This is a genomic window from Arthrobacter sp. SPT-J7 (assembly GCF_059089965.1).
The window spans coordinates 75,187-100,216 of record NZ_JBNHFF010000006.1 but is presented as its reverse complement, the minus strand read 5'-3'; the positions used below and the strand labels follow the sequence as shown (position 1 = coordinate 100,216).

At 66.2% G+C, this 25,030-nt stretch carries 25 protein-coding genes; 14 read left to right on the top strand and 11 right to left on the bottom strand.

Translation table 11 applies throughout. The features are described 5' to 3' along the window. Positions 1–27 precede the first annotated feature (27 nt). The gene (gene manA / locus AC5RWX_RS11835) at positions 28–1,305 is read left to right on the top strand and encodes a mannose-6-phosphate isomerase, class I (protein WP_494097469.1); all 1,278 of its coding nucleotides are present in this window, start codon (positions 28–30) and stop codon (positions 1,303–1,305) included. Further along, positions 1,302–2,339, top strand: a complete 1,038-nt coding sequence (locus tag AC5RWX_RS11830) for a lipid II:glycine glycyltransferase FemX (protein WP_494097468.1) — start codon at positions 1,302–1,304, stop codon at positions 2,337–2,339. Before manA ends, AC5RWX_RS11830 begins: the two co-directional genes overlap by 4 nt. Before the next feature lie 117 nt (positions 2,340–2,456). On the opposite strand, the gene glpX is transcribed toward AC5RWX_RS11830, so the two are convergent. Then, a complete protein-coding gene (glpX, locus tag AC5RWX_RS11825; protein WP_127512143.1) occupies positions 2,457–3,446 on the bottom strand; it encodes a class II fructose-bisphosphatase in 990 nt (329 codons plus the stop codon). 243 nt (positions 3,447–3,689) lie between these two features. On the opposite strand from glpX, the gene AC5RWX_RS11820 reads away from it, so the two are divergent. From AC5RWX_RS11820 to AC5RWX_RS11800, 5 genes are all read left to right on the top strand, one after another. After that, positions 3,690–4,301: a DUF4245 domain-containing protein gene (locus AC5RWX_RS11820; protein WP_494097467.1), complete on the top strand. Its 612-nt coding sequence runs from the start codon at positions 3,690–3,692 to the stop codon at positions 4,299–4,301. A gap of 63 nt (positions 4,302–4,364) precedes the next feature. After that, positions 4,365–4,979, top strand: a complete 615-nt coding sequence (locus AC5RWX_RS11815; protein ID WP_493940261.1) for a carbonic anhydrase — start codon at positions 4,365–4,367, stop codon at positions 4,977–4,979. Positions 4,980–5,084: 105 nt separating this feature from the next. After that, a complete protein-coding gene (locus AC5RWX_RS11810; RefSeq protein WP_494097466.1) occupies positions 5,085–6,512 on the top strand; it encodes a class II fumarate hydratase in 1,428 nt (475 codons plus the stop codon). Positions 6,513–6,793: 281 nt separating this feature from the next. Then, entirely contained in the window at positions 6,794–8,104 is a 1,311-nt protein-coding gene (locus AC5RWX_RS11805) for a S8 family serine peptidase (RefSeq protein ID WP_494097465.1), read from the top strand. A 53-nt stretch (positions 8,105–8,157) separates the two neighbouring features. After that, on the top strand, positions 8,158–8,388 hold the full coding sequence (locus AC5RWX_RS11800) for a hypothetical protein (RefSeq protein WP_493940258.1): 231 nt from the start codon (positions 8,158–8,160) through the stop codon (positions 8,386–8,388). A gap of 2 nt (positions 8,389–8,390) precedes the next feature. On the opposite strand, the gene AC5RWX_RS11795 is transcribed toward AC5RWX_RS11800, so the two are convergent. Next, positions 8,391–8,801 (bottom strand): NUDIX hydrolase, encoded by a 411-nt coding sequence (locus AC5RWX_RS11795; protein ID WP_494063096.1) that lies wholly within the window; start codon positions 8,799–8,801, stop codon positions 8,391–8,393. A 105-nt stretch (positions 8,802–8,906) separates the two neighbouring features. After that, positions 8,907–9,413, bottom strand: coding sequence for a prepilin peptidase (locus AC5RWX_RS11790; RefSeq protein ID WP_493940256.1), 507 nt, complete (start codon positions 9,411–9,413; stop codon positions 8,907–8,909). A gap of 57 nt (positions 9,414–9,470) precedes the next feature. On the opposite strand from AC5RWX_RS11790, the gene AC5RWX_RS11785 reads away from it, so the two are divergent. From AC5RWX_RS11785 to AC5RWX_RS11770, 4 genes are all read left to right on the top strand, one after another. Continuing rightward, a complete protein-coding gene (locus tag AC5RWX_RS11785; protein WP_494063097.1) occupies positions 9,471–10,259 on the top strand; it encodes a hypothetical protein in 789 nt (262 codons plus the stop codon). 317 nt (positions 10,260–10,576) lie between these two features. After that, on the top strand, positions 10,577–11,500 hold the full coding sequence (locus tag AC5RWX_RS11780; protein WP_494014806.1) for an AfsR/SARP family transcriptional regulator: 924 nt from the start codon (positions 10,577–10,579) through the stop codon (positions 11,498–11,500). A 117-nt stretch (positions 11,501–11,617) separates the two neighbouring features. Continuing rightward, complete coding sequence (locus AC5RWX_RS11775; RefSeq protein WP_494097464.1) at positions 11,618–12,274, top strand: response regulator; 657 nt, start codon at positions 11,618–11,620, stop codon at positions 12,272–12,274. After that, positions 12,264–13,616, top strand: a complete 1,353-nt coding sequence (locus tag AC5RWX_RS11770; protein ID WP_494063099.1) for a sensor histidine kinase — start codon at positions 12,264–12,266, stop codon at positions 13,614–13,616. Before AC5RWX_RS11775 ends, AC5RWX_RS11770 begins: the two co-directional genes overlap by 11 nt. A gap of 63 nt (positions 13,617–13,679) precedes the next feature. Here AC5RWX_RS11770 and phoH2 read toward each other — a convergent pair whose 3' ends face one another. Next, a complete protein-coding gene (phoH2, locus tag AC5RWX_RS11765) occupies positions 13,680–15,077 on the bottom strand; it encodes an RNA 5'-3' helicase PhoH2 (protein ID WP_494063100.1) in 1,398 nt (465 codons plus the stop codon). A 267-nt stretch (positions 15,078–15,344) separates the two neighbouring features. Next, the gene (locus AC5RWX_RS11760; RefSeq protein WP_493940250.1) at positions 15,345–16,106 is read right to left on the bottom strand and encodes an isoprenyl transferase; all 762 of its coding nucleotides are present in this window, start codon (positions 16,104–16,106) and stop codon (positions 15,345–15,347) included. 123 nt (positions 16,107–16,229) lie between these two features. On the opposite strand from AC5RWX_RS11760, the gene trhA reads away from it, so the two are divergent. Continuing rightward, a complete protein-coding gene (gene trhA, locus AC5RWX_RS11755; RefSeq protein ID WP_494063101.1) occupies positions 16,230–16,991 on the top strand; it encodes a PAQR family membrane homeostasis protein TrhA in 762 nt (253 codons plus the stop codon). A 33-nt stretch (positions 16,992–17,024) separates the two neighbouring features. Here trhA and AC5RWX_RS11750 read toward each other — a convergent pair whose 3' ends face one another. From AC5RWX_RS11750 to mca, 3 genes are read right to left on the bottom strand one after another with little or no spacing between them, the layout of a single operon-like run. After that, a complete protein-coding gene (locus AC5RWX_RS11750) occupies positions 17,025–19,193 on the bottom strand; it encodes a thioredoxin domain-containing protein (protein ID WP_493957182.1) in 2,169 nt (722 codons plus the stop codon). A 2-nt stretch (positions 19,194–19,195) separates the two neighbouring features. Beyond that, positions 19,196–19,555 (bottom strand): hypothetical protein, encoded by a 360-nt coding sequence (locus AC5RWX_RS11745; RefSeq protein ID WP_494097463.1) that lies wholly within the window; start codon positions 19,553–19,555, stop codon positions 19,196–19,198. A gap of 60 nt (positions 19,556–19,615) precedes the next feature. Continuing rightward, positions 19,616–20,530 carry a mycothiol conjugate amidase Mca gene (gene mca, locus AC5RWX_RS11740; RefSeq protein WP_494097462.1) on the bottom strand — a complete coding sequence of 305 codons (915 nt, stop codon included), beginning with the start codon at positions 20,528–20,530 and terminating at the stop codon, positions 19,616–19,618. 51 nt (positions 20,531–20,581) lie between these two features. Between mca and AC5RWX_RS11735 the strand changes: the two genes are divergently transcribed. After that, a complete protein-coding gene (locus AC5RWX_RS11735) occupies positions 20,582–21,028 on the top strand; it encodes a DUF4307 domain-containing protein (protein WP_493940245.1) in 447 nt (148 codons plus the stop codon). Positions 21,029–21,331: 303 nt separating this feature from the next. Next, on the top strand, positions 21,332–21,823 hold the full coding sequence (greA, locus tag AC5RWX_RS11730) for a transcription elongation factor GreA (protein ID WP_493940244.1): 492 nt from the start codon (positions 21,332–21,334) through the stop codon (positions 21,821–21,823). A gap of 103 nt (positions 21,824–21,926) precedes the next feature. Here the strand turns inward: greA and AC5RWX_RS11725 are convergent, their stop codons facing one another. The 3 genes from AC5RWX_RS11725 to AC5RWX_RS11715 are packed head-to-tail and all read right to left on the bottom strand — an operon-like array spanning position 21,927 to position 25,018. Further along, positions 21,927–22,502 carry a rhomboid family intramembrane serine protease gene (locus tag AC5RWX_RS11725; RefSeq protein WP_494097461.1) on the bottom strand — a complete coding sequence of 192 codons (576 nt, stop codon included), beginning with the start codon at positions 22,500–22,502 and terminating at the stop codon, positions 21,927–21,929. Positions 22,503–22,505: 3 nt separating this feature from the next. Continuing rightward, positions 22,506–23,744: a threonine ammonia-lyase gene (ilvA, locus tag AC5RWX_RS11720; RefSeq protein WP_494078205.1), complete on the bottom strand. Its 1,239-nt coding sequence runs from the start codon at positions 23,742–23,744 to the stop codon at positions 22,506–22,508. Beyond that, positions 23,741–25,018: an AI-2E family transporter gene (locus tag AC5RWX_RS11715; protein WP_493940241.1), complete on the bottom strand. Its 1,278-nt coding sequence runs from the start codon at positions 25,016–25,018 to the stop codon at positions 23,741–23,743. Before AC5RWX_RS11715 ends, ilvA begins: the two co-directional genes overlap by 4 nt. Positions 25,019–25,030: the final 12 nt, after the last annotated feature.

Sequence of the window (25,030 nt, the reverse complement as noted above, 5' to 3'; positions counted from 1 at the left end):
ACACAAGGACGAGGAAGAGGCTTCTAGATGTACAGGTTGACCAATGTACTGCGCCCCTACGCGTGGGGTTCGACGACGGCGATCGCCGAGCTGTTCGGCCGGGAACCGTCCGGCGGGCCGGAAGCCGAGCTCTGGATCGGTGCACATCCCGACTCTCCCTCCACGGTGCAGCTGGCCGACCGCGAGCAGCCGCTGGACGAGTTCATCAAGGAGAATCCGGGCGCCACTCTCGGCGAATCAGTGCTGGGGCTGTTTGGTGCCACCCTGCCGTTCCTGACCAAGGTCCTGGCCGCCGATTCGGCCCTCTCGCTCCAGGTCCACCCCACACTGGAGCAGGCAAAGTCCGGATTCGCCGCGGAGAACGCCGCCGGCATTTCCTTCAACGACCCGCAGCGCAGCTACCGGGATGACAACCACAAGCCGGAGATGATCTTTGCGCTCAGCGACTTCCAGGCGCTGTGCGGTTTCCGTCCCCCGCGCGACGCCGCCCGGCTGCTGGCCGGGCTGAGGCCGAAGCTGGCGGAGGCCGGTGCCAGTCTGGATCTCCTGGACGACGTGCTGCATCTGCTGGACACGGCCGACGAGGAAGCGGCCCTGCGCGGCGCCTTCGTCGCCCTGCTCGACGGCGGCGACCGTTCCACCGGGCTGGCCACCGACACGGCCCGCGTCCTAGCGGCCGCTCCGGCCGGCAGCCTGGGCAGCGAATACACAGCTGCCGCCCGCCTGGCAGAACTTTATCCGGGCGATCCCGGTGCCTTGATCTCGCTGCTGCTCAACCTGGTCAACCTCTCCCCCGGCCAGGCGCTCTGCCTGCCGGCCGGCAACATCCACGCCTACCTGCAGGGCCTCGGCGTGGAGGTGATGGCGACCTCGGACAACGTGCTGCGCGGCGGCCTCACACCCAAGTACATCAACGTGCCGGAGCTGGTGAAGATCACCGACTTCCGTCCGATCACCCCACCATTCGTGGAACGGACCACCACCGATGCGGGTCAGGAGCTGTACTGCCCGCCATTTGCCGAATTCCAACTCCAGCGCATTGAATTGTCCGACGGCGGCAGCCCCGTTCCGCTGGCCCAGCATGGTCCCACGATTGTGCTGGCGGTCTCCGGGAGCGTGCTGCTGGACTCGCCGAGGTCCGACCTGACGATCAGCCGCGGCGAGGCCGCCTTCATTCCCGCTGCCGAACAGCCGGTGAACGTCCATCCGGCGGGCGGAACTGAAGCCGGTGCCGTGCTGTTTGCGGTCACCACTTCGGGCAGCACACATGAATTCGACGAACAACGAACGGGAGCAACACTTTGACCGCTTCGATCCTGCAGTCCGAGCCGTGGGCCCGCTTCCAACGAAGCCTGGGCAAAGAGGTCTTCGAACGCAGCGGAGACGGCTGGACCTTCCTGGCCCTGCTGGAAAAGACGCCGCTGGGACGCTTCCTGTATGTCCCCTACGGCCCCGAGGCGGCAGACCACGCGGCCTTGGTCCGTGCCCTTGCCGCCCTGCGTTCGCTGGCCGCCGAGCAGCACGCCCACTACGTGCGGATCGAACCGGTGGGCACAGACCTCGGGGAACGGCCGCAGGCGGCATTGCAGTCACTGGGCCTGGTCAAGGCCCCGGTGGATGTCCAGCCGAAGCTGACCTGGATGCTGGACCTCAAGCAGCCGGAAGAGGAGTTGCTGGCCGGCATGCGCAGCACCAGCCGGAACCTCTACCGCAACATCCACAAGAAGGGCGTCACCTTCGACGTCTCCAAGGACCCCGAAGACATCGGCATCCTGCTGGGATTCCTGCACGACGTCTCCGAGCGCGCAGACTTCAAGGCCCAGTCCGATGACTACCTGCGGCAGGCTGCCCGGAACCTGGTGCCGGCCGGTGCGGCCAAAATCTTCATCGCGCGCTTGGACGGGAAGCCGATCGCGGCAGCGCTCTCCTACGACACGGAATCGACCCGGGTCTACGCGCACGCCGCGGCCGACGACGCCCACCGCAAGCTCAATGCCGGGATTCCGCTGGTGGTCACCATGATGATGGATGCCCGGGCCGCCGGCATCGACCGGTTCGACATGTGGGGCGTCAGCCCGGAAGACGAGCCCGACCATCAATGGGCCGGGTTCTCGCGCTTCAAACGTTCATTCGGCGGCTACGAGGTCAGCTACCCGGGCAGCTGGGACCTGCCGGTCAACCAGCTCATGTACCGGGCCTATCTGCTCACCCGGCGGGCCCGCGAGGCGGCCGGCCCTGCGGTGAACAAGGCGCGCACCGCCGTGCTGCCGGCGGTGCACAAGGCGCGCAACGCCGTCGTGCCGTCCCTTCAAAAGCTGCGAGGCAAGCTCCCCCGCTGACCCGGCTTTCCCTGCAGGCACGCCGGCAGGGAGAGCACGTAAAAACCCCGCACCAGCCTGGGCCGGTGCGGGGTTTTCGTTGGGTTTAGACCGTCCGCGTTGCGCTGAGGCCGCTGACTAGAGCTTCCGCTCGAATCGATCCCACTTGTATTCCTGGTGCTCGCCCTCGACAAACCGGATGGTGCCGGACTTGGAACGCATCACAATCGACTGCGTCAGGACCTTGTGGTTCTTGTACCGGACGCCGCGCAGCAGGTCGCCGTCGGTGATGCCGGTGGCCACGAAGAAGCAGTTGTCGCTGGTGACCAGGTCATCGGTGGTCAGCACCCGGTCCAGATCGTGGCCGGCGTCGATGGCCTTCTGCTTTTCCTCGTCGCTGGTGGGCCAGAGCCGACCCTGGATCACGCCGCCCAGAGACTTGATGGCGCAGGCCGTGACAATGCCCTCCGGCGTGCCGCCGATGCCCATCAGGACGTCGACGTCGGTGCCCTCACGGGCGGCTGCGATGCCGCCGGCAACGTCGCCGTCCATGATGAACTTGGTCCGCGCACCTGCCGCGCGGATCTCCTCCACGTACGGCTTGTGCCGGTCGCGGTCCAGGATCATCACGTTGATCTGGTTGATCTTCTTGTTCTTGGCCTTCGCTATCAGGTGCAGGTTCTGCTTGATCGGCAGGCGCAGGTCCACCAGGTCCGCGGCCTCGGGGCCGGTGACCAGCTTCTCCATGTAAAACACGGCCGAAGGGTCGAACATGGTGCCGCGCTCGGAGACAGCCAATACGGAGAGCGCGTTGTTGATGCCCAGCGCCGTCAGCCGGGTGCCGTCGATCGGGTCCACGGCGACGTCGCACTCTGCGCCGGTGCCGTCGCCGACCTTTTCGCCGTTGAACAGCATCGGTGCTTCGTCCTTTTCGCCCTCGCCGATGACCACCACTCCGTTGAAGCTGACGGTGGACAGGAACGCCCGCATGGCGTCCACGGCCGCGCCGTCGGCGGCATTCTTGTCCCCGTAGCCCACCCAGTGGCCGCCGGCAATCGCCGCGGCTTCGGTGACGCGCACCAGTTCCAGGGCCAGGTTGCGGTCCGGCTCATTGTCACCGACGCGCATCGACGGCGGAAAGTTGGAAAAGGGATCAGCCTGGGCTTCGTGGGACACTTCGACCTCATCTTCGAGTAGCTCTTCAGACAACACCGGCTGTGGTGCCGTGGTGGATGAATCTGCGCTGCGGACATCTTCCATTGCTTTCGATCATAGTCGCCTGCACCCGGGGATCCAGCGCGGGGCCAGCGTCCGGCCGTTGGGCGGCTGCCCGTGTGCGCGCGGGCGGCGGGTATCTGAGATCATGGGAGCGTGAGTGAAGTGCGTCCCGAGGAATCGACCGAATCGGCTGGATCGGCTGAATTGCCTGCCAAGCCTGTCCTGACGGCCAAGCAGGCCAACCGGGCGAAAGCACCGGTAGTCGGCATGTTGCTGGCCGTGGGTCTCACGCTTGCCGTGCTCCTGCCGGTGATGTTCCTGAACCCGGGCAGCAAGCCGGAAGTCTACAAACGTAATATTGACGTGCCCGGCGTCGCCCTGCAGGCTGAATCCAGCGCGGGTTACCTGCCGCTTGCCGTTAACCTGCCGGCTGGCTGGTCATCCAACTACGCCCGGTGGAACACCGGAGGCACGGCCCGGGTACCGGCTTGGGAAGTCGGCTACCTCACCCCGGGCCACCAGTACATCGGGCTGGTCCAGACGGACAAGGCGAATCCCACGTGGATCAGCCAGGCAACCGACAACGCACCGGTGACCGGCGACCGCAAGGCCGGCGCCAGTTGGGAACTGCGCGATGCCGGCAAGGGCGAGCGCAGCCTGGTGCTGGAGCACGGCGATTTCACCGTCATCCTCAGCGGCACGGCGGAACTGGACGAATTCGACGTGCTGGCCACCGCCGTCGTGAAAGAACTGGACCGCAAGTAACCTACCTCCGCCGAAGCGTCGCGAATGCACGGTGAGGGCCACTGAAAGCAGTAAGGTTGCTTCGTGCCCACCTCACTGACTCCCGCCCAGGCCTGGCAAAAACTTCTCGACGGCAATGCACGCTTTGTTGCAGGCGCGTCGGTCCACCCCAACCAGGACGCCGCCCGGCGCAGTTCGCTGGTCAACGAACAGAATCCTTTTGCCATCATCTTTGGTTGCTCCGACTCGCGCCTCGCGGCGGAGATCATTTTCGATCTGGGCCTGGGCGATGCCTTTGTGGTCCGCACCGCCGGACACGTTCTCGGCGACGCGGTGATCGGCTCGCTGGAATACGGCGTGGACGTGCTCAACGTCCCGCTGATCGTCATTCTGGGCCACGACAGCTGCGGCGCGGTGACCGCCGCCAAGGACACGATTGACACCGGCGTGATGCCGCGCGGCGGCCTGCGCGACCTGGTGGAGCGGATTTCTCCGTCGGTCCTGGCTGCCCGGCGCGCCGGACACGACGACCTCAACGACATGGTGATCGAAAACGTGCGCCAATCCTCCGAACGCCTGCTGGACAGTTCGCGCGCCATTTCGGAGGCCGTCGACGCCGGACGCACCGCCGTCGTCGGAGTCGCCTACCGGCTGGCGGATGGCCGCGCCGAGTTGGTCGCAGGACACGGCGCGCTCTAGCCCCCCACGGCGGCCGGTTGCACGCGCAGCGGGCCGCCGTCGCACCACCGGCTGCGCCGCAACACGATTCGGAACCGGCGCCACGGCGGGCCTAAGCTTGGAGCCATGACTTCTGCTGATTCTGCTGAATACCGCATCGAACACGACACCATGGGTGAGGTCCGGGTTCCGGTCAACGCCCTCTACCGTGCGCAGACCCAGCGCGCCGTCGAGAACTTCCCGATTTCCGGCAAGACGCTGGAGCGCGCCCACATCGAGGCCCTGGCCCGGATCAAGAAGGCTGCCGCCACCGCCAACGCCGAACTGGGCGTGCTGGACGGCGAACTGGCCAAGGCGATCGCCACGGCCGCCGACCAGGTAGCCACCGGCCAGTACGACGGCGACTTCCCGATCGACGTCTTCCAGACCGGCTCCGGCACCTCCTCGAACATGAACACCAACGAGGTGCTGGCGGAGCTTGCCACCCGTGCCCTGAAGGACGCCGGCAGCGACAAGACGGTCCACCCGAATGACCACGTCAACGCCTCGCAGTCCTCCAACGATGTCTTCCCGACATCGGTGCACGTGGCCGCCACCTCGGCGCTGATCAACGACCTGATCCCGGCGCTGGACTACCTGGCCGCTTCGCTGGAGCGCAAGGCCGAGGAGTTCAAGGATGTGGTGAAGTCCGGCCGCACCCACCTGATGGATGCCACTCCGGTCACTCTGGGCCAGGAGTTCGGCGGCTACGCCGCCCAGGTTCGCTACGGCATCGAACGCATTGAAGCCTCGCTGCCCCGCGTGGCCGAGGTCCCGCTGGGCGGCACCGCCGTCGGCACCGGCATCAACACTCCGGCTGGCTTCCCGCAGCGCGTGATCGAGCTGCTGGCGGCCGACACCGGGCTGCCGCTGACCGAGGCCCGCAACCACTTCGAGGCACAGGCCAACCGCGACGGCCTGATCGAGGCTTCCGGCCAACTGCGGAACATCGCCTACGCGTTCATGAAGATCAACAATGACCTGCGCTGGATGGGCTCGGGCCCCAACACCGGACTGGGCGAGATCGCCATCCCGGATCTGCAGCCGGGCTCCTCGATCATGCCGGGCAAGGTCAATCCGGTCATCTGCGAGGCAGCCATCATGGTTGCTGCCCAGGTTGTAGGCAACGACACCACGATCGCCTTGTCCTCCACCAACGGCGCCTTCGAGCTGAACGTGGGCATTCCGGTGATGGCCGCTAACCTGCTGGAGTCCATCCGCCTGCTGACCAACACGTCGCGCGTCATGGCGGACAAGATGATCGACGGGCTGACCGCCAACGTGGAGCGTGCCCGGTTCCTGGCCGAAGCCTCCCCCTCGATCGTGACCCCGCTGAACAAGTACATCGGCTACGAAAACGCCGCCAAGATCGCCAAGCACTCGGTCAAGGAAGGCCTGACCGTGCGCGAGTCCGTCGTGGCCCTTGGTTTCCTGGAGCGCGGCGAACTGACCGAAGAGCAGTTGGATTCCGCCTTGGATGTGCTGTCCATGACCGTCCCGCCGCAGGCGAAGTAGTACCCCGCGCCGCACGCGTATCCGAGGGCGCTCCGGCTTGTGCCGGGGCGCCCTCCGGGCTTCTTCGGAGCCGTTCCGCCCGACGTCTGTGGGGCCTGAGAAGCGGCTTATGCGGCTAATTGGGCCCTGACGAGGCTGAAACGATTGAAAACAGCTTGTGCGCGCGGCGGCCCGTACTAGGATGAGCGCACACGTGCCCCCTGGGCACAGCCGGTGGAGGCCGGATACGACCGCTGTCTGGGCCGTCTGGGGACATGCCGAGAACTGTGCAGGAGGTCTCCATGATTGGCGATTCGCAGGCCCCGTCCCTGAGGACGGCCGACTACCCACTGCCGGAACAACCGAAAACCACTGGACGCTATATCGTCGTCTTCGCCGACCGCTCCGATGACTGTGCCGGGATCCTGGCTGAGGCAGCGGGGCTGACCCATGTGGCGGACAGCCGGGATTTCGGCACCCGCGGGGTGGATCCGGACACGGCCTCCGGCGCGGAGGCAACCCTCTTTGCGAGTCTGGGCATCGCCGTCGTCGACGCCGCCCCGGACCAAATCGGTGCGCTCCAAGTGAGCTCCGCGGACAAACACCGGGTCCTTTCGGTCTCGCCCGAACTCATCCACGATGTGCTGGGTTCGGCCGACGACTATGTGGCGGGCTACCGCGACGGCGTGGCAGACCTGGCCGGACGCCTCGCAGCTGGCCTCCATACCGGGCGAGACGCAGGGGCCGCGCCCGCGGATTTCGCCGACAACAACAACTTCACCTGGGGGTTGCAAGCAACCCGGGCAGTCTCGTCTCCCTATTCGGGACAAGGTGTGCGGGTGGCCGTGCTGGATACCGGCGTCGATGGCTCGCATCCGGATTTTGCCGGCCGCGGCATTACCAGCTCATCCTTCGTCACCGGCGAGCCGCCCCAGGACGGGCACGGACACGGCACGCACTGCATCGGGATCGCCTGCGGCCCGAAAGTTCCCGGTACGGGTCCCCGCTACGGTGTGGCCCATGAAGCGGAAATCTTTGCCGGCAAGGTGCTGAGCAACGCCGGTTCCGGCACCGATGCCGGCATCTTGGCAGGGATCGACTGGGCCGTGGGAAACAATTGCGCGGTGATTTCCTTGTCACTGGGCGCCGATGTGGCACAGATTCACCCGCCCTACACAGCCGCCGGAAGCCGGGCGCTGGAACAAGGATCCCTGCTCGTCGCCGCAGCGGGCAATAATGCGGACCGGCGGAAAGGCGAATTCGGATTCGTGGGTTCCCCGGCCAATAGCCCGTTCATCATGGCAGTGGCGGCCCTGGACCAGGCGCTCGACCTCGCGTTCTTCTCAGCCCGCAGCCTTCCGTTGCGCGGCGGGCAGGTGGACTGCGCCGGTCCCGGCGCCCACGTGTACTCCTCCTGGCCCATGCCGAAGCGCTACAACACCATCAGCGGCACCAGCATGGCGACGCCGCATGCTGCCGGCGTCGCAGCCTTGTGGGCGCAGGCCACCGGCCGGCGAGGTCTGGAACTGTGGGCCACCCTGGTCCAGGAAGCCGAGCGCTTGCCCCTGCTTTCGGTCGATGTCGCCGCAGGGCTGGTGCTTGCCCCTCAGTAACCCCTTGCCAACCCCTTCCCCTGACCGGTCGCCGGAGACATATCATGGGAGGTATGCAGATCACCGTCACGGTGCGCCATGACTACCTCGCCGATACCGGTCGGATTGCCGAGCAGTTGACGGCCGGCGGCATGCACGTGGAGAACGTGCTCTCCACCTTGGGCATGATCACCGGTTCACTTCCGGAGGGACAGCGCGCTTCCCTGGCCGGTATTGAGGGCGTTGAATCCGTCGACGAAGACCGGCAAGTGGTCCTGCCGCCGCCCGACTCGGACGTCCAGTAGTTTCAGCGGACAAACTCCGGGACGCCCGTGGCCCTCAGCGCTGCCCTCAGTCTGGCCTGGTGGTAGTCGGTCAGCTCCGGAAGCTCTTCCAGTCCAAACCAGCCGACCTCGGCCGACTCGTCGTCGTTCACCCGGGCATTGCCGCTGACGTAGCGGCACCGGAAGTTCAGCGTCAGGAACTGGGCCTGGTCACCGTTGACGAACTCCATCGGACCACCGGCGTAGACCTCGGCCAGCTGTTCAACTTCGGCCACGACGCCGGTCTCTTCCAAAACCTCGCGCACGACGCCCACGGCAGGCTGCTCGCCGGGGTCCAGAATTCCGGTAATCAGCGTCCAGCGGCCGTTGTCCGCGCGGCGGCCCAGCAGCACCCGGTCTCGGTCATCCAGCACCACGGCGGTGACCCCGGTCATCCAGCACCACGGCGGTGACCCCGGGCAGCCACAGCAGGTCGTGGCCAATCTTCTCGCGCAGCCGCAGGATGAAATCGGGAGTTGGCATCATCCAAGCCTACGTCGCTAGGTCGGCATCAGCAGCGCCATCCACGTTCCCGCCACCATGAACGGTCCGAACGGGATGTGGCTGCTCAGGGTGCCGCGCCGCAGCAGCACCAGCAGCAATCCGTACGCTCCGCCCAGCAGGAACGCGGCAAACGTCCCCCACAGCAGGTGTTCGAAGCCCAAATACCCGAGATACATTCCCAGCACGCCGGCCAGCTTCACGTCGCCGAATCCCATGCCCGCCGGATAGGCGAACCGGACCGCGAAGTAGAAGGCCCAGAGCAACGCGCCTCCGGCCAGCACGCGCCAGAAGACACCGCCGTCGTGGCCGGCAAGCGAGGCGGCGAGCAGCAGCACCGCGGAGACGGCATAGGCCGGAAACACGATGCGGTTCGGCAACCGGTGCGTGCGCAGATCGATCCAGCTCAACCCAGTCCCGACGACCAGCAGATACCCTCCGGCGGCCAGCAGCATCCAGAATGCGAGCGTATGGTCGTGCCACAGCAGCACCAATTCCTCGACCATGGACCCAACCTACTGCACGCCGGGCCGGAGGCGTGACCCGGCGGCTACACTGTGGATATGAACGGCGGGAGCGTGCTGAGACCCGGCGACGCGGCCGGCAATGCGGAAATCTTTAGGTGCCTATGCCGGTCCTCTCCGTGGAAGTGGAACTCGCTGCGGTTTGAACTGCGCGCCGTCAATCCAGACGCGCCGGAGGGGGATCCGTCTGCCGGCATGCTGCGTGCTTGGACCCGCCGCCCGGGCGCCCTCCGGGTGGAGTCGGGCGACGGCCAGCTGCTCTACAGCACTACGGGCATCAACGACTCGCGCGACGGTTTCTACGTCAGCGCCACACGCAAGTCGTGGCTGCTGCCGCCGCATCTGGTCACGCCAGTGTTCAATGGCATTGATCTGGTCCGCCGCCGGCCCGAGGCCGCTTACGGGGAACCGATCTTCGGCAACGGACGCTGGTCGGCAATGCTGGATCCGGTTGAGCTGGCCGGCAGCGCTCCGGTGGCGTATGAAGCTCCCTTCGCCAACCCGGTTGAAATCCATGAACTGAGCGAAACCGAACACGGGGGCCGCCAGGTGCTGGAGGCCATCGTCTCGCCCAACCTCACGTATCGACCGTACGACGCCGGCCATCCGCTGCTTCTGAAAGGCCGTACTCGAGTGCGGATCGACTGGAGGACTGGTGTTTGCGCATTCGCCGTCGCCCTGGACGGGCCGCAGCAAGGACGCGGGCATTCGCTGACCATCCTGGGAGTGGATGAGTACATGCTTGACGACCTGTTCCTGGAGGTCAGCATGAACCTCACCGATGTGCGCGAGCACATTCCCTGGCCCGTCCGGCCCTACCCGGCCTGAGCGCTTGCCCCTGGCTGGACCGGGCCCTGGCTTTGGGGGGACGAGGGCCAGGGCCCGGCCGCGTGGGCCCCGGCCGATCTGCGGCTGCCGCGCAGGCTTGGCCTGCGCTGCACCGCAAGCCTCAGGTGCCACGGTTAAAGAATCGCGGCGAGTCCTTGGGAAAACCCGGTGCTGGGCAGCCACCCCCTCAAATTGGGGGTAGGGACTCCCCCACTAGGGGCTGTCCCGCCGAGACGCTGCCAGCACACGATGGTTGTGCACTCATTGGGGGGTGCATCCTACGAGGGGGAATCGTGGAGCAATTGGGTGGACGGGCCATGCCCGTTTCGGTTCAAATGATTGGAAATTTACGCATTTCGCGCGGGAATACCGTACTGACGGCCGAGAAGCTGGGCGGACCAAAACCGCGCCAAGTATTGGAAATCCTGCTGTTGAATGTCGGCTCGGCGATGTCCAAAGACCGGCTGGTGGACATGTTGTGGGGCGGTCGGGCACCAGGCGAAGCCTTGGCTACCTTGGAAAGCTACGTCAGCATTCTGCGCCGCAATCTGCAGCCTGGCTGCGCCAAGTCCGGACCGCTGCGCACCGCCAATGGCGGCTACATGATCGACCGGGAGTTGGTCGACGTCGATGTGTACCGGTTCCAACAGTTGCTCCGGGCCGCCGAATTCGCCGCTCCGGCCGACGCGTATCCGTTGTTGACCGATGCGCTCTCGCTTGCTTCCGGGCCGTTGCTCGGCGACGAGCTGACTCCGGAGTGGGCGGAGGAAGCCCGCGCCGCGCACGCAGAGATGGTGCTGCACGCGCAACTGTTGGCCGCGGAGGCAGCGTTGACTTTGCGTCGGCCCGACGAGGCTGTGCTCTGGGCCCAGCGCTGCATTGCCGCCGCTCCGCTCAACGAAGCGGCCTGGGCCGCCCTCATCATCGGGCTGGAACAATGCGACCGCCACGCCGACGGGCTGCAGGCCTACGATCGGTGCCGGCGCCTGTTCAATGACGAACTCGGCTGTTCCCCGGGTCCTGCCCTGCAGGAGGTGTACGGCCGGCTGCTGCACGCCACGGCCGAGTCCGGCCTTTCGGAGGTGCTGGCTGCGCTGCTGGTGCTCAACGAACGGCTGGCGCCAGGGGCCACCCGCACGCAGATGGCGCACCGAAGGGCTTCCGTTCCGGTCGAATCGCACTATGTGGCAGCCGGTGACATCGTTAAAACCTTCCTGACCAAGGCGCTCATGGCCAGCTGATCCCCACGAGGCCGTCAGAGGCATGGACTGTGAAAGTATGTACAACCTTTCACGGTCCATGCATACTCATAGTGGGGTCAAGTCCTTAGTGTCTTGAGTTGGGGAAAAATGAGCTCTTTGGGGATTGAGCATGAACTCCGCGTTGCCGTGGTGGACGATCACACTACCTTCGCGGAGCTGTTGTCTGATGCGCTGGGCAGGGAACCGGACCTGATCAATGTCGGCAACGCCGCCGGGGTCGGCGAAGCCGTTGCCCTGTGCCGGCGGTCCAAGCCCGACGTGGTGGTCATGGACTACCACCTGCCCGACGGCGATGGGCTGGAGGCCGCCGAACAGATCCTCGCGGCCGCCCCGGATACGCGGATCATCCTGCTGACCGGCAACCCGTCGCCCGATGTCCTCGCCCGTGCCGCTGGATCGGGCTTGTGCGGATTCCTGCCCAAGGACGGGTCGCTATCCACCCTGCTGGAGAGCATCCGGCACGCCACGATCGGCAGCATGGTGGTCTATCCCGCCATCCTCAGCCAGAACCGTCGCCCGCAGGCCGCCCGAACACCGGGTTCCCCGGCTCTCACCGAACGTGAGCGCCAGGTGCTGGCCCTGATGGCCGCCGGGTACGACGTTCGCACCAATTCACGGACGCTGGGCATCTCCACGCACACCTGCCGTGGCTATGTGAAATCGATCCTGGCCAAGCTCGGCGCCCATTCGCAGCTGGAAGCCGTCGCCACGGCACAACGGCTGGAACTGCTGGGCGCCGGCCATGAGCGTTGACCTGGCCACCCGCATCCGGCGCAGGGTTCTCCCCGACGCGCGGACGGAAGAGAACGGGCGGACAGGCTCGGAAATTCAGGCGGCCCTGCGGCGCTTCGCACTGTCCGGACTGGCAGCCTTGATCATTGTTGCGGTTCCCGTGGCGGTCGTCGCCCGTTCCCTGGCCGTGGACCAAGCGCTGGCACACGTCGCCGAGCGCACCAAAATGATGGTTGAGCATGAATTCGCACCGGTCGTGACGGATGCGCTGCTGGCCGGTGATGCCGCCGCCGTGGCCAAGCTGGACAACGAAGTTGACCCGCTGATCCGCGACGGCCACGTCTTTCGGTTAAAAATTTGGGATGTGGACGGGACCATTCTCTACTCGGATGTTGATGCGCTGGTCGGACAGCAGTTCGACTTTCCAGCCAGCCTCGCGGCCCAGCTGCAGGGCGGGGCTCCTGTCTCCGTGTTGGGAACCCCGGGACGGGAGGACAACATCTTTGAGCTGGACCACGGTGAATTCGTCGAAGTCTATGTTCAGGCAAAGGGCGGCAACGGCAGCGACTACATCTTCGAGTTGTACTACCCGCCGGATGAGATCAAGCGCATGGAGGACGAAATGCTGGGCGTCCTGCCCGTCGTCCTGGTAGCGCTGGCGCTGCTGCAACTGCTCCAACTGGCTCCGGGGATCCGAATGGCCCGCCGCCTGCAAAAAGACGGTGAGGACCGCCGGCGGTTGCTCCAACAGTCGATCACAGCCTCTGACCATGAACGGCAGAGGCTGGCCCGCGCCCTGCATGACGATGTCATCCAGGATCTGGCCGCCTTGTCCTACAGCTTGGAATCGCGCGAACAGCAGCGGACAAAGCCAGACCACGACTTCCAGGCGCTGGCGAAGAACATTGTCCAAGGCAGCATTGCCACGCTGCGCCGGATCACCGTGGCCCTGTATCCGCCCGACCTCTCGGCCGAGCGGCTGCCGGTCGCGCTGGATGGTTTGGGCGACCTGGTTCGCAAACACGGGTCGGACTGGCAGCTGGAAATCGATGCCTCCGCCCCTGCGGCCATCGTCCAACCTGCCCTGCTCTACCGCGTCGCACGGGAGGCAGTCACCAACGCCGCCAAGCATGCCCGGGCCCGACTGGTCCAGGTATCGCTGACCGATGGGGGCGACTTCGTGCTTTTGGAAATTGTCGACGACGGCGACGGCTTCAGTCCGGCCGATGCACAGCGGGACGGCCACCTCGGCCTGCGTATCCTGCGCGATACCGTGCACGATGCTGGCGGCACCCTGCAGATCGAATCCGCCCCGGGTGCCGGAACCCGGGTTGCCGTGAACCTTCCGTCCGTCGGCGCCTAAGCGCCGCACGCACAAAGAAGCCGGCCGCCATGCGGCAGCCAGCTTCCCCGTGGAAAAGGCTGCCTAGATCTCCGCGCCCTCCAACAGCTCGGTCACCAGGGCTGCGATGGGCGAGCGCTCGGACCGGGTCAGCGTCACATGGCCAAAGAGCGGATGGCCCTTGAGCGTCTCCACAACGGCCGCGATACCGTCGTGCCGGCCCACCCGCAAATTGTCCCGCTGCGCCACGTCATGGGTCAGGACGATCTTGGAGTTCTGGCCGATCCGGCTCATCACCGTGAGCAAGACGTTCTTCTCCAGCGACTGCGCCTCGTCCACGATCACGAAGGAGTCATGCAGCGAGCGGCCGCGGATATGGGTCAGCGGGAGCACCTCCAGCATGCCGCGGTCCATGACTTCCTCGACCACCTCCGTGGAGACCAGCGCGCCGAGCGTGTCGAACACCGCCTGCGCCCACGGATTCATCTTTTCCGATTCGGAACCCGGCAGGTATCCCAATTCCTGGCCGCCAACGGCATACAGCGGCCGGAACACCACGACCTTGCGATGCTCCCGCCGCTCCAGCACCGCTTCCAGTCCGGCACAGAGCGCCAGCGCGGACTTTCCGGTTCCGGCCCGGCCGCCGAGTGAAACGATCCCCACCTCGGGGTCCATCAGCAGGTCGATTGCCAGCCGTTGCTCTGCGGAACGTCCGTGCAGGCCGAACACGTCCCGGTCGCCCTTGACCAGCCGTACCTGTTTGTCCGCGCCCACCCGGCCGAGCGCGGAACCGCGGCTGGAGAGCAGCACCAGGCCGGTATTGGCGGGCATCTCCGCTGCCGCCGGAATGAAAACCGGCTCATGGCCGTACAGCGTGTTAACTTCGTCGTCGGCCACATCCAGCTCGGCCACGCCGGTCCAGCCCGAATCCTTGACCAGTTCGTTGCGGTACTCATCGGCCTGGAGTCCCATCGCGGACGCCTTCACCCGCATCGGCAGGTCCTTGGAGACAACCGTGACGTTGCAGCCCTCATCGGCAAGGTTTTTGGCCACCGCCAGGATCCGGCTGTCGATGTCGATGCCGCGGAACCCGGCGGGCAACACATCGGGTGAGATGTGGTTGAGTTCCACCCGCAGCGTGCCGCCCTCCGCGCCCAGCGGGATGGCGTGGTTCAGGCCGCCGTGCTGCACGCGCAGGTCGTCCAGCAGCCGCAATGCCTGGCGCGCAAAGTAGCCCAGCTCCGGATCGTGCCGCTTGCCCTCCAACTCGGTGATCACCACCACCGGCAGGATCACTTCGTGCTCGGCGAACCGCAGCAGTGCCCGAGGATCGGAGAGCAGCACGGAGGTGTCCAGGACGTACGACGCACGTGCTGTTTCCGGTTCCCCGGCGGAAACAGCACGACCGGCCGAGGTGGCAGCTGCGGGCTGCTTCCTGGGTCCGGTCGTGGCGGTGAGACTCTGGTTCTTGGTGGCTGTCATGCTTGCTCCCGTCCGGAGCGCGGCGGCTCCGACTGATGTGAAGCGGGGCGCGGACGGTAAGGCCACCAGGCCGGAACCGGCCTCCCCCGATGCAGCTGTCGCTCTGCGCATCAAACTGGTGGCCTCCCGATCAATCTGCGGACTGCTGACTGATGGTTCCAAATTACGCTGTTGTAATTCGCCAGCACAAGAGCCCGGACCAAGGCGTTTCAGCAAATTTCGGATGAACGAACGACGTCGATGCGCCCCTTGCTCCTGCGGCGCGCCTTAGGCGCCGAAGCGGCGCTGCCGGCTGGCATAATCGCGCAACGCCCGCAGGAAATCGAGGCGCCGGAAGTCCGGCCACAACGCCTCGCAAAAGTAGTACTCGCTGTAGGCGCTCTGCCACATCAGGAAGCCGGAGAGCCGCTGTTCCCCGGAGGTCCTGATCACCAGGTCCGGATCCGGTTGGCCGCTGGTATAGAGGTATTGGGAAATATCGTCAACGGTCAGTGTCCCCGCTACCTCCGCCAGGCTCTTGCCGTCGGCCTCAGCGTGGCGCAGCAGGCCCTTGACCGCGTCGACAATCTCCCGGCGGCCGCCGTAGCCCACCGCCACATTGACATGGACCCCCTCCACGCCAGCGGTCTGTTCCCCCAAGCTGCGGAGCTTGGCGGCGAGGTCCGCCGGTAGGGTTTCCAGCGCACCGACCGGATGGACGCGCACGTTCTTGCCCTCGCCCAACCGGTCCAGGGTATTGCCGATGACACCCAGCAACTCGCGCAGTTCGTCTTCGGACCGGCCCATGTTGTCCGTGGACAGCATGTAGAGCGTCACCACTTTGATGCCCAGGTCCCCGCACCAGCCGAGAAATTCGAGAATCTTGTCCGCCCCGGCTTGATGCCCTTCCCTGGTCGGCGCTCCGGCCAGTTTCGCCCAGCGCCTGTTGCCGTCCACCACCACGCCAATGTGGCCGGGGATGCGGCCGGGGACCAGCGAACGCTGCAGACGGCGCTCATAGAGGCGGTAGAGGACGCCGGGAAGAGACACAGCACTCTGCCTTCCTGATCGCCCATTCACGACTTTGAATTCTATCCTCCCGGCCGGCCGGTCCCGTACACAGCCCTTGTTACCGACCAGTAACAAGGGCTGCGCTGCCGCTAGAATATCCGCATGAGTGAACACCGTGCTGCTGCCGGGCCGGCAGGATCCCGGCGCGAAAATAACGGCTCGACCGCACGGACAGAAGCGACCGACGGACCGGTTGAACGGGCCGTGGAGCAGGTCGCGGACGCTCTGAATATCAAGCCGAAGTTCCGCGGCTGGCTGCATACGGGGGCCACTCCCCTGGCCTTGGCGGCCGGCATTGTCCTTGTGGCCCTTGCGCCCACCGCCGCCGCTAAGTGGACCTGCGCAGTCTACGCCGTGACCGGGCTGCTCCTCTTCGGCGTCAGTGCCGTCTACCACCGCGGCAACTGGAGCCCGCCGGTCAAGCTGCTGCTTAAGCGCCTGGACCATACCAACATCATGCTGGTCATTGCCGGCACCTATACGCCGCTGGCCTGGGCGCTGCTGGAACCGTCGAAGGCCACGCTGCTGCTTTGGCTGATCTGGGCCGGCGCCATCGCCGGCGTCGGCTTCCGGGTGCTCTGGCCGCACGCCCCGCGGTGGCTTTACGTCCCGATCTACTGCGCGCTAGGACTCGCGGCGTTGTTCTACTTGCCCGACTTCTTCGCCGCCAGCGTCCCCGCTGCAGTACTGATCTGCGCGGGTGGCGCCTTCTATATCGCCGGCGCAGTCGTTTACGGGATCAAGCGGCCGAACTTCTCAGTTGCATGGTTCGGTTTTCACGAGTTGTTCCATGCCTTCACCGTCGTGGCTTTTGCCTGCCACTACATCGCCATTATGATCGCGGTGCTTGGCACCGCCGGCTGAGGCCCGCGCCGGCTGACGGGGGCGTTTCCCGCTTTAGTTCCCAGCCGCGCCCAGCTCCGCCAGCAGGGCAGCGGCCGTTGCCACCGGGCGGCGACACACCATCCCGCGGCAGACGTAGGCCAGCGCACCGTCCGCCGGGACGGGCTTGTCCGCCACAAGCGGTGCCGCATCTTCCTGTGCGGTGCCAGACGCGCGACGGGCGACGACGATACCCGGGCTGCCGCTTGCGCGTGCCGCGGCAATCAGCGCCGCGGCTGCTCCCGGGTTCCCGGTGACCGCCAGTTCGACCGGCCCGGCCGCGAGTGCCTGCGCAGCGGCCAGCCCCCACCCGGCGGCCCGTGGCGCCCGGGCGGCAATCCGGCCCAGATAACCGAGTAACCTGCCCGCCAGCTGGCGGTGCCGCACGGAACCGCTGTAGCACGCATACGTGGCCAGCACACCGGCGAAGAGGCTGGTGCCGCTGGGCGTGGCGCTCTCCAGCGGGTCAGCCGGTGGAACGGCGCCGGCGGCAGCAGCAACCTGTGCTGCCGGGACAGCCTGGTCGCTGAGCGTTCCATCCCGCAGGAACACCGCCTCCGCCCGCAGCACCAGCCCTTCTGCGGCACGGTACCAGCGGCTGTCACCGGTGGCCGCGTACAGCGCGAACAATCCCTCCGCACCGCCGGCGTAGTCCTCCAGCAATCCCTCGAAGCGCTGCGCTGAACCGTCGTGCGAAACGCGGGCCAGCCGGCCGCTGCCATCCAGATGCACGGACAGCAGGTAGTCGGCTGCAGCCACGGCCGCCGCGGTGAGCTCCGCCCGGCCCAGCAGTTCTCCTGCTTCGGCCAGCCCGGCTACCGCCAAACCGTTCCAGCCGGCCACAACCTTTTCGTCGCGTGCCGGCTGCGCCCGCTGCTGCCGGGCCGCAAGCAGTACCGGGCGCAACGCCGCCCAGCGTTGCTGTTCGTCGGGTTCCAACGTCCGCCCCGGATACAGCGTCGACCCGGTGGCAGTGACGTTCCCTCGCTCTCCCACGCTCATCACGGACGCCACCCAGCCGCCGTCGTCGGCTCCGAGCACCTCGCGCAGCTCGGCGGGCGACCACAGGTAGGTGGCACCTTCGTGGTGGACGCCATCGACGACGGTGTCCGCATCCAGCGAGGAAGCGATGCCGCCGTGGGGCAACTGCAGCCGGTCCACCAACCACTCTGCGGTCCCTGCCGCGACCGCGCAGCCCAGGTCCCGGTCCGCCCCCGCCGGGGACTGCACGGCCCATTGGGCGTAGACGCGCAGCAACTGGACGTTGTCGTAAAGCATTTTTTCGAAGTGCGGCACCGACCACCGCCGGTCCACCGTGTAACGGGCAAAGCCGCCCTCAAGCTGGTCGTACAACGCGGACCCCGCCATCGCCGACAAGGTTCGGGCGGACAACCCGGCGGCCTGCTGCGCTGAGTCGGACCGGGACGCCCCGGCATGCCGGAGCAGAAAGTGCAGCACGGCCGACGGCGGGAATTTCGGCGCCCCGCCAAAACCTCCGAAGACTGTGTCTTCCTGACCCGACAACACCTCGACGGCTTCTTCGAGGACAGCTTCGTCGGTTTCTCCGTCTTCGCCGGACGGCAGGTGCACCGGTCCCCGCTCAACCGCCGGACTGCCGGGCGGCAGCGGCAGCACACCGCCGGGCACCACCGAGAGGTCGCCGAGAAGCCCGCGGTTCGCTTCCCCGGCCTGCGCCAGCGCTTGCGCCACCGACACAGCGGTTGTCTCGACGGCCCCGCGGCGCTGCTCCCAGGCCTCATGCACCGCTTGAAGCACCTGGCGGAACGACGGCTGGCCCGGCAGCGGCCGCGGCGGAAAGTACGTGCCGGCGTAAAAGGCCCTGCCATCCGGCAGCGTGAACACGCTCATCGGCCAGCCGCCCTGCCCGGTCATCAGCTGCGTGGCTGCCATGTAGATGCTGTCCACATCCGGACGCTCTTCCCGGTCCACCTTGACCGGGATGAAGTGTTCGTTCAAGTACTCCGCGGCGGCTTGGTCCTCAAAGGATTCGCCCGCCATCACGTGGCACCAATGGCACGCGGCGTAGCCCACCGAAACAAAAACAGGCACGTCGCGCAGACGTGCCTGTTCGAAGGCCTGATCGCCGAAAGGCCACCAGTCCACGGGATTTCCGGCGTGCTGGCGCAGGTAGGCCGAGGCCTCGGTGCGCAGTCGGCCGGCCACGGTCAGTCGCCGCGGTCCGGGCGGCGTGGGCCGCCACCGGGTTCGTTCGTTCTGCCGGTCGCCGGCGCCTCGCCTTCGGCGTCGTGATCCGTTCCGCCGCCTGCAGAGCCTGCCTGTCCGGACGAGCCGGGACCGGTTTCCCGAACACCGGCGTTAACGTTTTCTTCCAGTTGCGAGCGGTAGCGGACCCGTCGGATGCGCCGGGTCATGTCCCAGACCAAGACGATCACCACGGCCGCCAGAGCAAAGGTAAAGAAGAAGCCCCAGGGCCCGGGCGTAACCTGGTTTGGGTCGAGTCCGGGCCGGAGGGTGGGCTCGCCGGCACCGGCGGCGACGGCGGCAAGGATCTGGATCAGGGGCAAATTTCGTCTCTTTCTGGGTGCGTCCGGGACGCGAGGCTCCGGCGCTGGTTGGCTGCAGCTCTATCTTATGCCCGCGAAGAAATCCGTTTCAGGAACACTGGTCTCCACCCGTGCATGGATCAGCGAGAAATCCTCCCACGGCCAGACCGTCCGCTGCATCTCCTCCGAGACGGCGAAGAAGAATCCGGTGGGCTCCACCTGGGTCCGGTGCGAGAGCAGCGCGCGGTCACGGTGGCGGAAAAAGTCGCCGCAGTCGATCTGTGTGGTGGTGCGGTGGTTGGGCATCGGCGGCTGGTGGCCCTCGGCGTCTGCCTCGAGCCACGCCGCGATCCGCGCGGCGTAGGGCGACTGCAGCCCTGCTTCCTCCAAAGCAAAGTGGAGTGCGCGGAACCGCTCCGGATTGAATGCGCGATCGTAGTAGAGCTTCAGCGGCTCCCAAGCGCTGCCCGCCTCCGGATACCGCTCGGGGTCGCCGGCGGCATGGTACGCCTCCACCGCCACCTTGTGCGCCATGATGTGGTCGGGGTGCGGATAGCCGCCGTTCTCGTCGTAACTGATCACCACATGAGGCCGGAACTCGCGCACCAGTTTGACCAGCGGAGCGGCGGCCCGTTCCAGCGGGAGCGTGGCGAAGCTGCCGAACGGCAGCGGTGGCAGCGGGTCCCCCTCCGGCAAGCCGGAATCTGCGAACCCCAACCAGCGCTGCTGGATACCCAGCTCGGCCGCAGCCTGAGCCATCTCCAGCCGCCGGATCCCGGCAAGGTCCCGGTGCGCCTGGGGATCCGTGGCCGCCTCGGCATTGAGAATGTCCCCGCGTTCTCCACCCGTGCAGGTCGCTACCATCACCTGGACGCCCTCGGCGGCGTAGCGCGCCATCGACGCCGCACCCTTGCTGGATTCGTCGTCGGGATGGGCATGGACCGCCAGCAGGCGCAGTCCGTCACTCTGCGCTGGCTGGGCTGCATCGAAGCTCACGTGGGCTGCTCCTGGGAAATCTGGCGTGGGCGGGAGGATAAACTTGAGGGCGTGAGCACCGCAGGCCCCCGTACTCCTCAGACTTCCTCCAGCTTAACTGTTTCCAACCGTTACGGCACACCGCGGCGATCGCTGTCCCGCCGCGCCAAACTTGCGCTGGCTGGAGGCGCCCTCGGAGTCGCCGTTGTCGGCGCTGGCTTTTTCGCCCTCAGCCAAAGCGGCCCACAGATTGAGAGCAAGGACGTTGGCTTTGCCGTGGCCGACGCAGGACACATGACCGTGGATTTCCAACTCACCAAGGATCCCGGGGCCACCGTCCAGTGCGCCGTCAAGGCCCTGAACGACAATTACGCCGTCGTAGGCTGGAAGGTCGCAACGATCGGTCCCGCCGATGAAGCCACCAACGGGACCACATCGCACCGCGTCCAGCTCCGGACCGAGTCCATGGCTGTCTCCGGCGGTGTGGACAGTTGCTGGGCCGAGGACGCCAACAGCTGACGCAGCAGTCGCCGTGGGACTGCGCCCATCCGCCCGACCGGACCGGGCCGCGCCTTCCCCGGAACCGAGGGGAAAACATCCTTTGCATCCGAGTTATTGGGAAAACCGGCGGCGCCTGACTACAATTGAGCAAATACATTCCACCCCGCCTAGCTGGTGAACTGGGACATCCCAGAACGAAATGGTTCACCAACACGGCGGGGTCTTTGCATCAAGTGGCCGCCGGCATGGCGGCCTTTTGTGCAAAGTGCCACCGTGCCGGAACCGCGTCCAGCGGTTTCGGCAGCAACTAAGGAGAACTACGTGTCCACTTCCAGCGCACCTGTCGCCTGGCTCACTCAGGAAGCCTACGACCGCCTGAAGGCTGAACTGGATCACCTTTCAGGCCCCGGCCGGGCAGAGATCGTTGACCGCATTGAACAGGCCCGCTCCGAAGGGGATCTTAAGGAGAACGGTGGCTACCATGCCGCCAAGGAAGAGCAGGGCAAGGCCGAAGCCCGGATCCGCCAGCTCACCGATCTGCTGCGGAACGCCCATGTGGGTGAAGCGCCGGCAGACGACGGCGTCGTCGAGCCAGGCATGGTCATCGAGGCAAAGATCGCCGGCGATGCGGAGCGTTTCCTGCTGGGCAGCCGTGAAGTTGCCGGGGAATCGGACCTGGACGTGTACAGCGAGAAGTCCCCGCTCGGCGCGGCCATCCACGGCCTGCGGGTGGGAGAATCCACGACGTACGCTGCCCCGAACGGCAAGCAGATCTCGGTGGAAATCATCTCGGCCACGCCTTACACCGGCTGATCACGCACAGCGCTGACGGCGAAGGCGGGTTCCTGCGGGAACCCGCCTTCGCCGTATCTACTGCGCTGGCCGGCTTGCAAGTCCGCAACGGCAGCCGGGGCGGTCAGCCGAGGTAAGGCCTGCGTCTGCGCAGCAGCACAGCGGCGACCACTCCGCCGGCTGCCCCAAAAAGGTGCGCCTGCCAGGAAATGCCGGGCATCGCCGTCGGCAGCAAGCCCCACAGTACCGAGCCGTAGAAAACGAAGATGACCGCCGCCAGCAGGATCTGCCGCCAGCTGTGGTTGTAAAAGCCGCGGACCAGCAGGTAGGCCAGCAGCCCGAAGACCACGCCCGAGGCGCCGATCGTCAGTCCGGCACCCGTCAGCCAGACGCCTATCCCCGAGGCCAGCCAACTGCACGCGAGCACCACCAGGAACCGCCGGATTCCTTCCAGCAGCGTCAGGAACGCGAGGACCAGCAGCGGGAGCGTGTTGCTCAACAGGTGGCCGGTATCTGCATGCAGCAGCGGGGCGAACAGCACACCGTCGAGCCCGTCCACCTGTCGAGGCGCAATCCCCAGCAGCAGGCTGAAGTAGCCGCCGGCAGCCACGTTGACCAGGAAGACCACCCAGAGCAGCACCGCAAAAACCCCAGCTCCAGCCAGGGCTTGGGCGGGGCGCAGGGCACGGCTGCCGGGCATGGGTCAGTGCACGACGACGGGCTGGAAGCCCTCGCCGCGGAGGCTGCCAAGCACCTGTTCGCAGTGCTCGTGCCCCTTGGTCTCGATGTCAATGGTGATGGCGACGTCGCCCATGCTGATGGAGCCGCCGATCCTTGTGTGGTCCACGCGGGTGACGTTGGCGTCCGATTCCGCGATGATCCGCGAAATCTGGGCCAGTGAACCGGGCCGATCATCGAGCATGATCCGAACGGACATGAAACGGCCGGAGGCATACAGGCCGCGCTGGATGACCTTCAGCATCAACATGGGATCGATATTTCCACCGGAAAGGATCACCGCCGTGGTTCCGGGATTCGGGATGACGCCTTCCATCAGCGCGGCCACGCCGACGGCGCCGGCCGGTTCGACCACCAGCTTGGACCGCTCGATCAAGAAGATCAACGCGCGGGCCAGGGCGTCTTCGCTGACGGTGACCACGTCGTCGACCAGTTCCCTGATAATCGAAAACGGCAGCTGCCCGGGACGGCCTACGGCGATGCCGTCGGCCATGGTGGACACCTTCTGCAGCGGCACCAGCGCGTCGGCGGCCAGCGACGGCGGATAGGCCGCCGCATTTTCCGCCTGCACCCCAATGACCTTAATTTCCCGGCCCAGCTCCTTGGCCCTGGTCTTGACCGCGGTGGCCACTCCGGCCAGCAGCCCGCCGCCGCCGACGCCCATCACGATGGTGTCCACGTTGGGAACTTGTTCCAAGATCTCCAGTCCGAGCGTGCCCTGGCCGGCGATAATGTCCGGGCTGTCGAAAGGGTGAACGAACACGGCGCCGGTTTCCTCGGCGAAGCGTTTGGCTTCGGCGAGTGCTTCGTCCACGTTGTGGCCGTGCAGGACCACTTCGGCGCCATGGCCTCGGGTGGCGGCCAGCTTGGGCAGGGCTACTCCCATAGGCATGAAGATCCGCGCCTTGATTCCCAGCCGAGCCGCAGCCACGGCGACGCCCTGGGCGTGGTTTCCGGCGGAGGCGGCGACGACCCCGCGTGCCTTCTCCTCGTCTGTCAGCGCGGCCATGCGCACGTAGGCGCCGCGGACCTTGAAGGAACCGGCGCGCTGCAAATTCTCACATTTAAAGAAGACATCGGAACCCACCATCCGGCCCAGCGCGCGGGATTGTTCAATCGGTGTCTTGGCGATGACCCCATCAAGGACCTTCCGCGCTGCCTGGATGTCATCAAGCGTGACGGGTAGTTGGGTGGTGGCTGTCACTTGTCGGACTCTTTTCTGCGCAGCTGGACGCGGCGTCGGCGGACGGATTCCTGTTCTGAGGCCTCGGGCGGGTTGCCTGGACCGGTCGAAGCCAGCGCCGGTTCAGGCGCCATGTAGGGCTCTTCCACGGGAGGAGGCGCCCCCAGTGCTTGGTCTGTTTCCCACCCCCGGGCGGCGATGTATCTGACGACGGAATTGAGGATCGCAAGCAAAGGGACCGCAAACAGTGCGCCGGCGATTCCGGCGACCATCGAGCCGCCCGCCACCGCAAGCACAACTGCCAGCGGATGCAGCGACACGGCTTTACCCATGACCAGTGGCTGCAGCACATGCCCCTCAAGCTGCTGCACGCCAAGCACAATGGCGAGCATGATGAGTGCGTTGACCCAGCCGTTGGCCACCAGGGCCAGGAGCACGGCGACGAACCCGGTCACCAGCGCACCGATGATCGGGATGAACGAGCCAAGGAAGACCAGCACGCCGAGCGGCAGCGCCAGCGGCACACCGATAATGGCCGCGCCGGCACCAATACCGACCGCGTCGACGAAGGCAACGAACATTTGGACCCGGATGTACTGCACCATCGACGTCCAGCCCTTGCGGCCTGCACCGTTGCCCGCCGCCCGGGCCTTCTTGGGCAGCAGGCCCACCAAGAAACGCCAGATTCGGTCGCCGTCGTGAAGGAAGAAGATCAGCGCGAAGATGGTCAGCAGCAGGCCGGTGAACAGGTGCCCGGCGGTGGACCCCACGCTCAGGGCGCTGGAAAAGATGGCACTGCTGTTGCTCTGCAGCTGCTGCAAGCCTTCGTTCAGGTAGGAGTTGAGTTGCTCGTTGGTCAGGCGGAGCGGCCCGTCGGTCAGCCAGCCTTGGACCTGGCCGATACCTTGCAGCACCTGGTCCCACAGTTCGCTGAAACCGATGTAGAGCTGGCGGCCAACCAGCGAGAGAGCGCCACCGATCAACCCGAGGAAACCGAGAATGGTGATGGCGACGGCGAGGCTCTTGGGCACCTTGGCCTTGCGCAGGAACCGGACCACGGGAGAAATCAGGGCGGCGATCAGGGCCGCGACCATCAGCGGGATGATGAGCAGCGAGACGAAGCTGAGCAGCCAGACCAAGAGTCCGCCGACGACCAGGATCAGGCCCACCCGCCAGGCCCACGCCGCGCTGATGCGCAACGCATAGGGCACGTCCTCGCGGACGTGGTGCCGGGTGTCGGTGCCCGCCGTTCTTGCCGCCGGCAGCAGACGGTTTTCGGGGAATGGCCGGTTCATAAAGCCAATAGT

Excerpts from the sequence above, each read along its gene's own strand:
- manA (WP_494097469.1), top strand. The coding sequence starts at position 28 with ATGTACAGGTTGACCAATGTACTGCGCCCCTACGCGTGGGGTTCGACG.
- glpX (WP_127512143.1), bottom strand. The coding sequence starts at position 3,446 with ATGCGCGTCGGTGACAATGAGCCGGACCGCAACCTGGCCCTGGAACTG.
- AC5RWX_RS11810 (WP_494097466.1), top strand. The coding sequence starts at position 5,085 with ATGACTTCTGCTGATTCTGCTGAATACCGCATCGAACACGACACCATG.
- AC5RWX_RS11805 (WP_494097465.1), top strand. The coding sequence starts at position 6,794 with ATGATTGGCGATTCGCAGGCCCCGTCCCTGAGGACGGCCGACTACCCA.
- AC5RWX_RS11800 (WP_493940258.1), top strand. The coding sequence starts at position 8,158 with ATGCAGATCACCGTCACGGTGCGCCATGACTACCTCGCCGATACCGGT.
- AC5RWX_RS11795 (WP_494063096.1), bottom strand. The coding sequence starts at position 8,801 with ATGACCGGGGTCACCGCCGTGGTGCTGGATGACCGAGACCGGGTGCTG.
- AC5RWX_RS11790 (WP_493940256.1), bottom strand. The coding sequence starts at position 9,413 with ATGGTCGAGGAATTGGTGCTGCTGTGGCACGACCATACGCTCGCATTC.
- AC5RWX_RS11785 (WP_494063097.1), top strand. The coding sequence starts at position 9,471 with ATGAACGGCGGGAGCGTGCTGAGACCCGGCGACGCGGCCGGCAATGCG.
- AC5RWX_RS11780 (WP_494014806.1), top strand. The coding sequence starts at position 10,577 with ATGCCCGTTTCGGTTCAAATGATTGGAAATTTACGCATTTCGCGCGGG.
- AC5RWX_RS11770 (WP_494063099.1), top strand. The coding sequence starts at position 12,264 with ATGAGCGTTGACCTGGCCACCCGCATCCGGCGCAGGGTTCTCCCCGAC.
- phoH2 (WP_494063100.1), bottom strand. The coding sequence starts at position 15,077 with ATGACAGCCACCAAGAACCAGAGTCTCACCGCCACGACCGGACCCAGG.
- trhA (WP_494063101.1), top strand. The coding sequence starts at position 16,230 with ATGAGTGAACACCGTGCTGCTGCCGGGCCGGCAGGATCCCGGCGCGAA.
- AC5RWX_RS11725 (WP_494097461.1), bottom strand. The coding sequence starts at position 22,502 with ATGCCCGGCAGCCGTGCCCTGCGCCCCGCCCAAGCCCTGGCTGGAGCT.
- AC5RWX_RS11715 (WP_493940241.1), bottom strand. The coding sequence starts at position 25,018 with ATGAACCGGCCATTCCCCGAAAACCGTCTGCTGCCGGCGGCAAGAACG.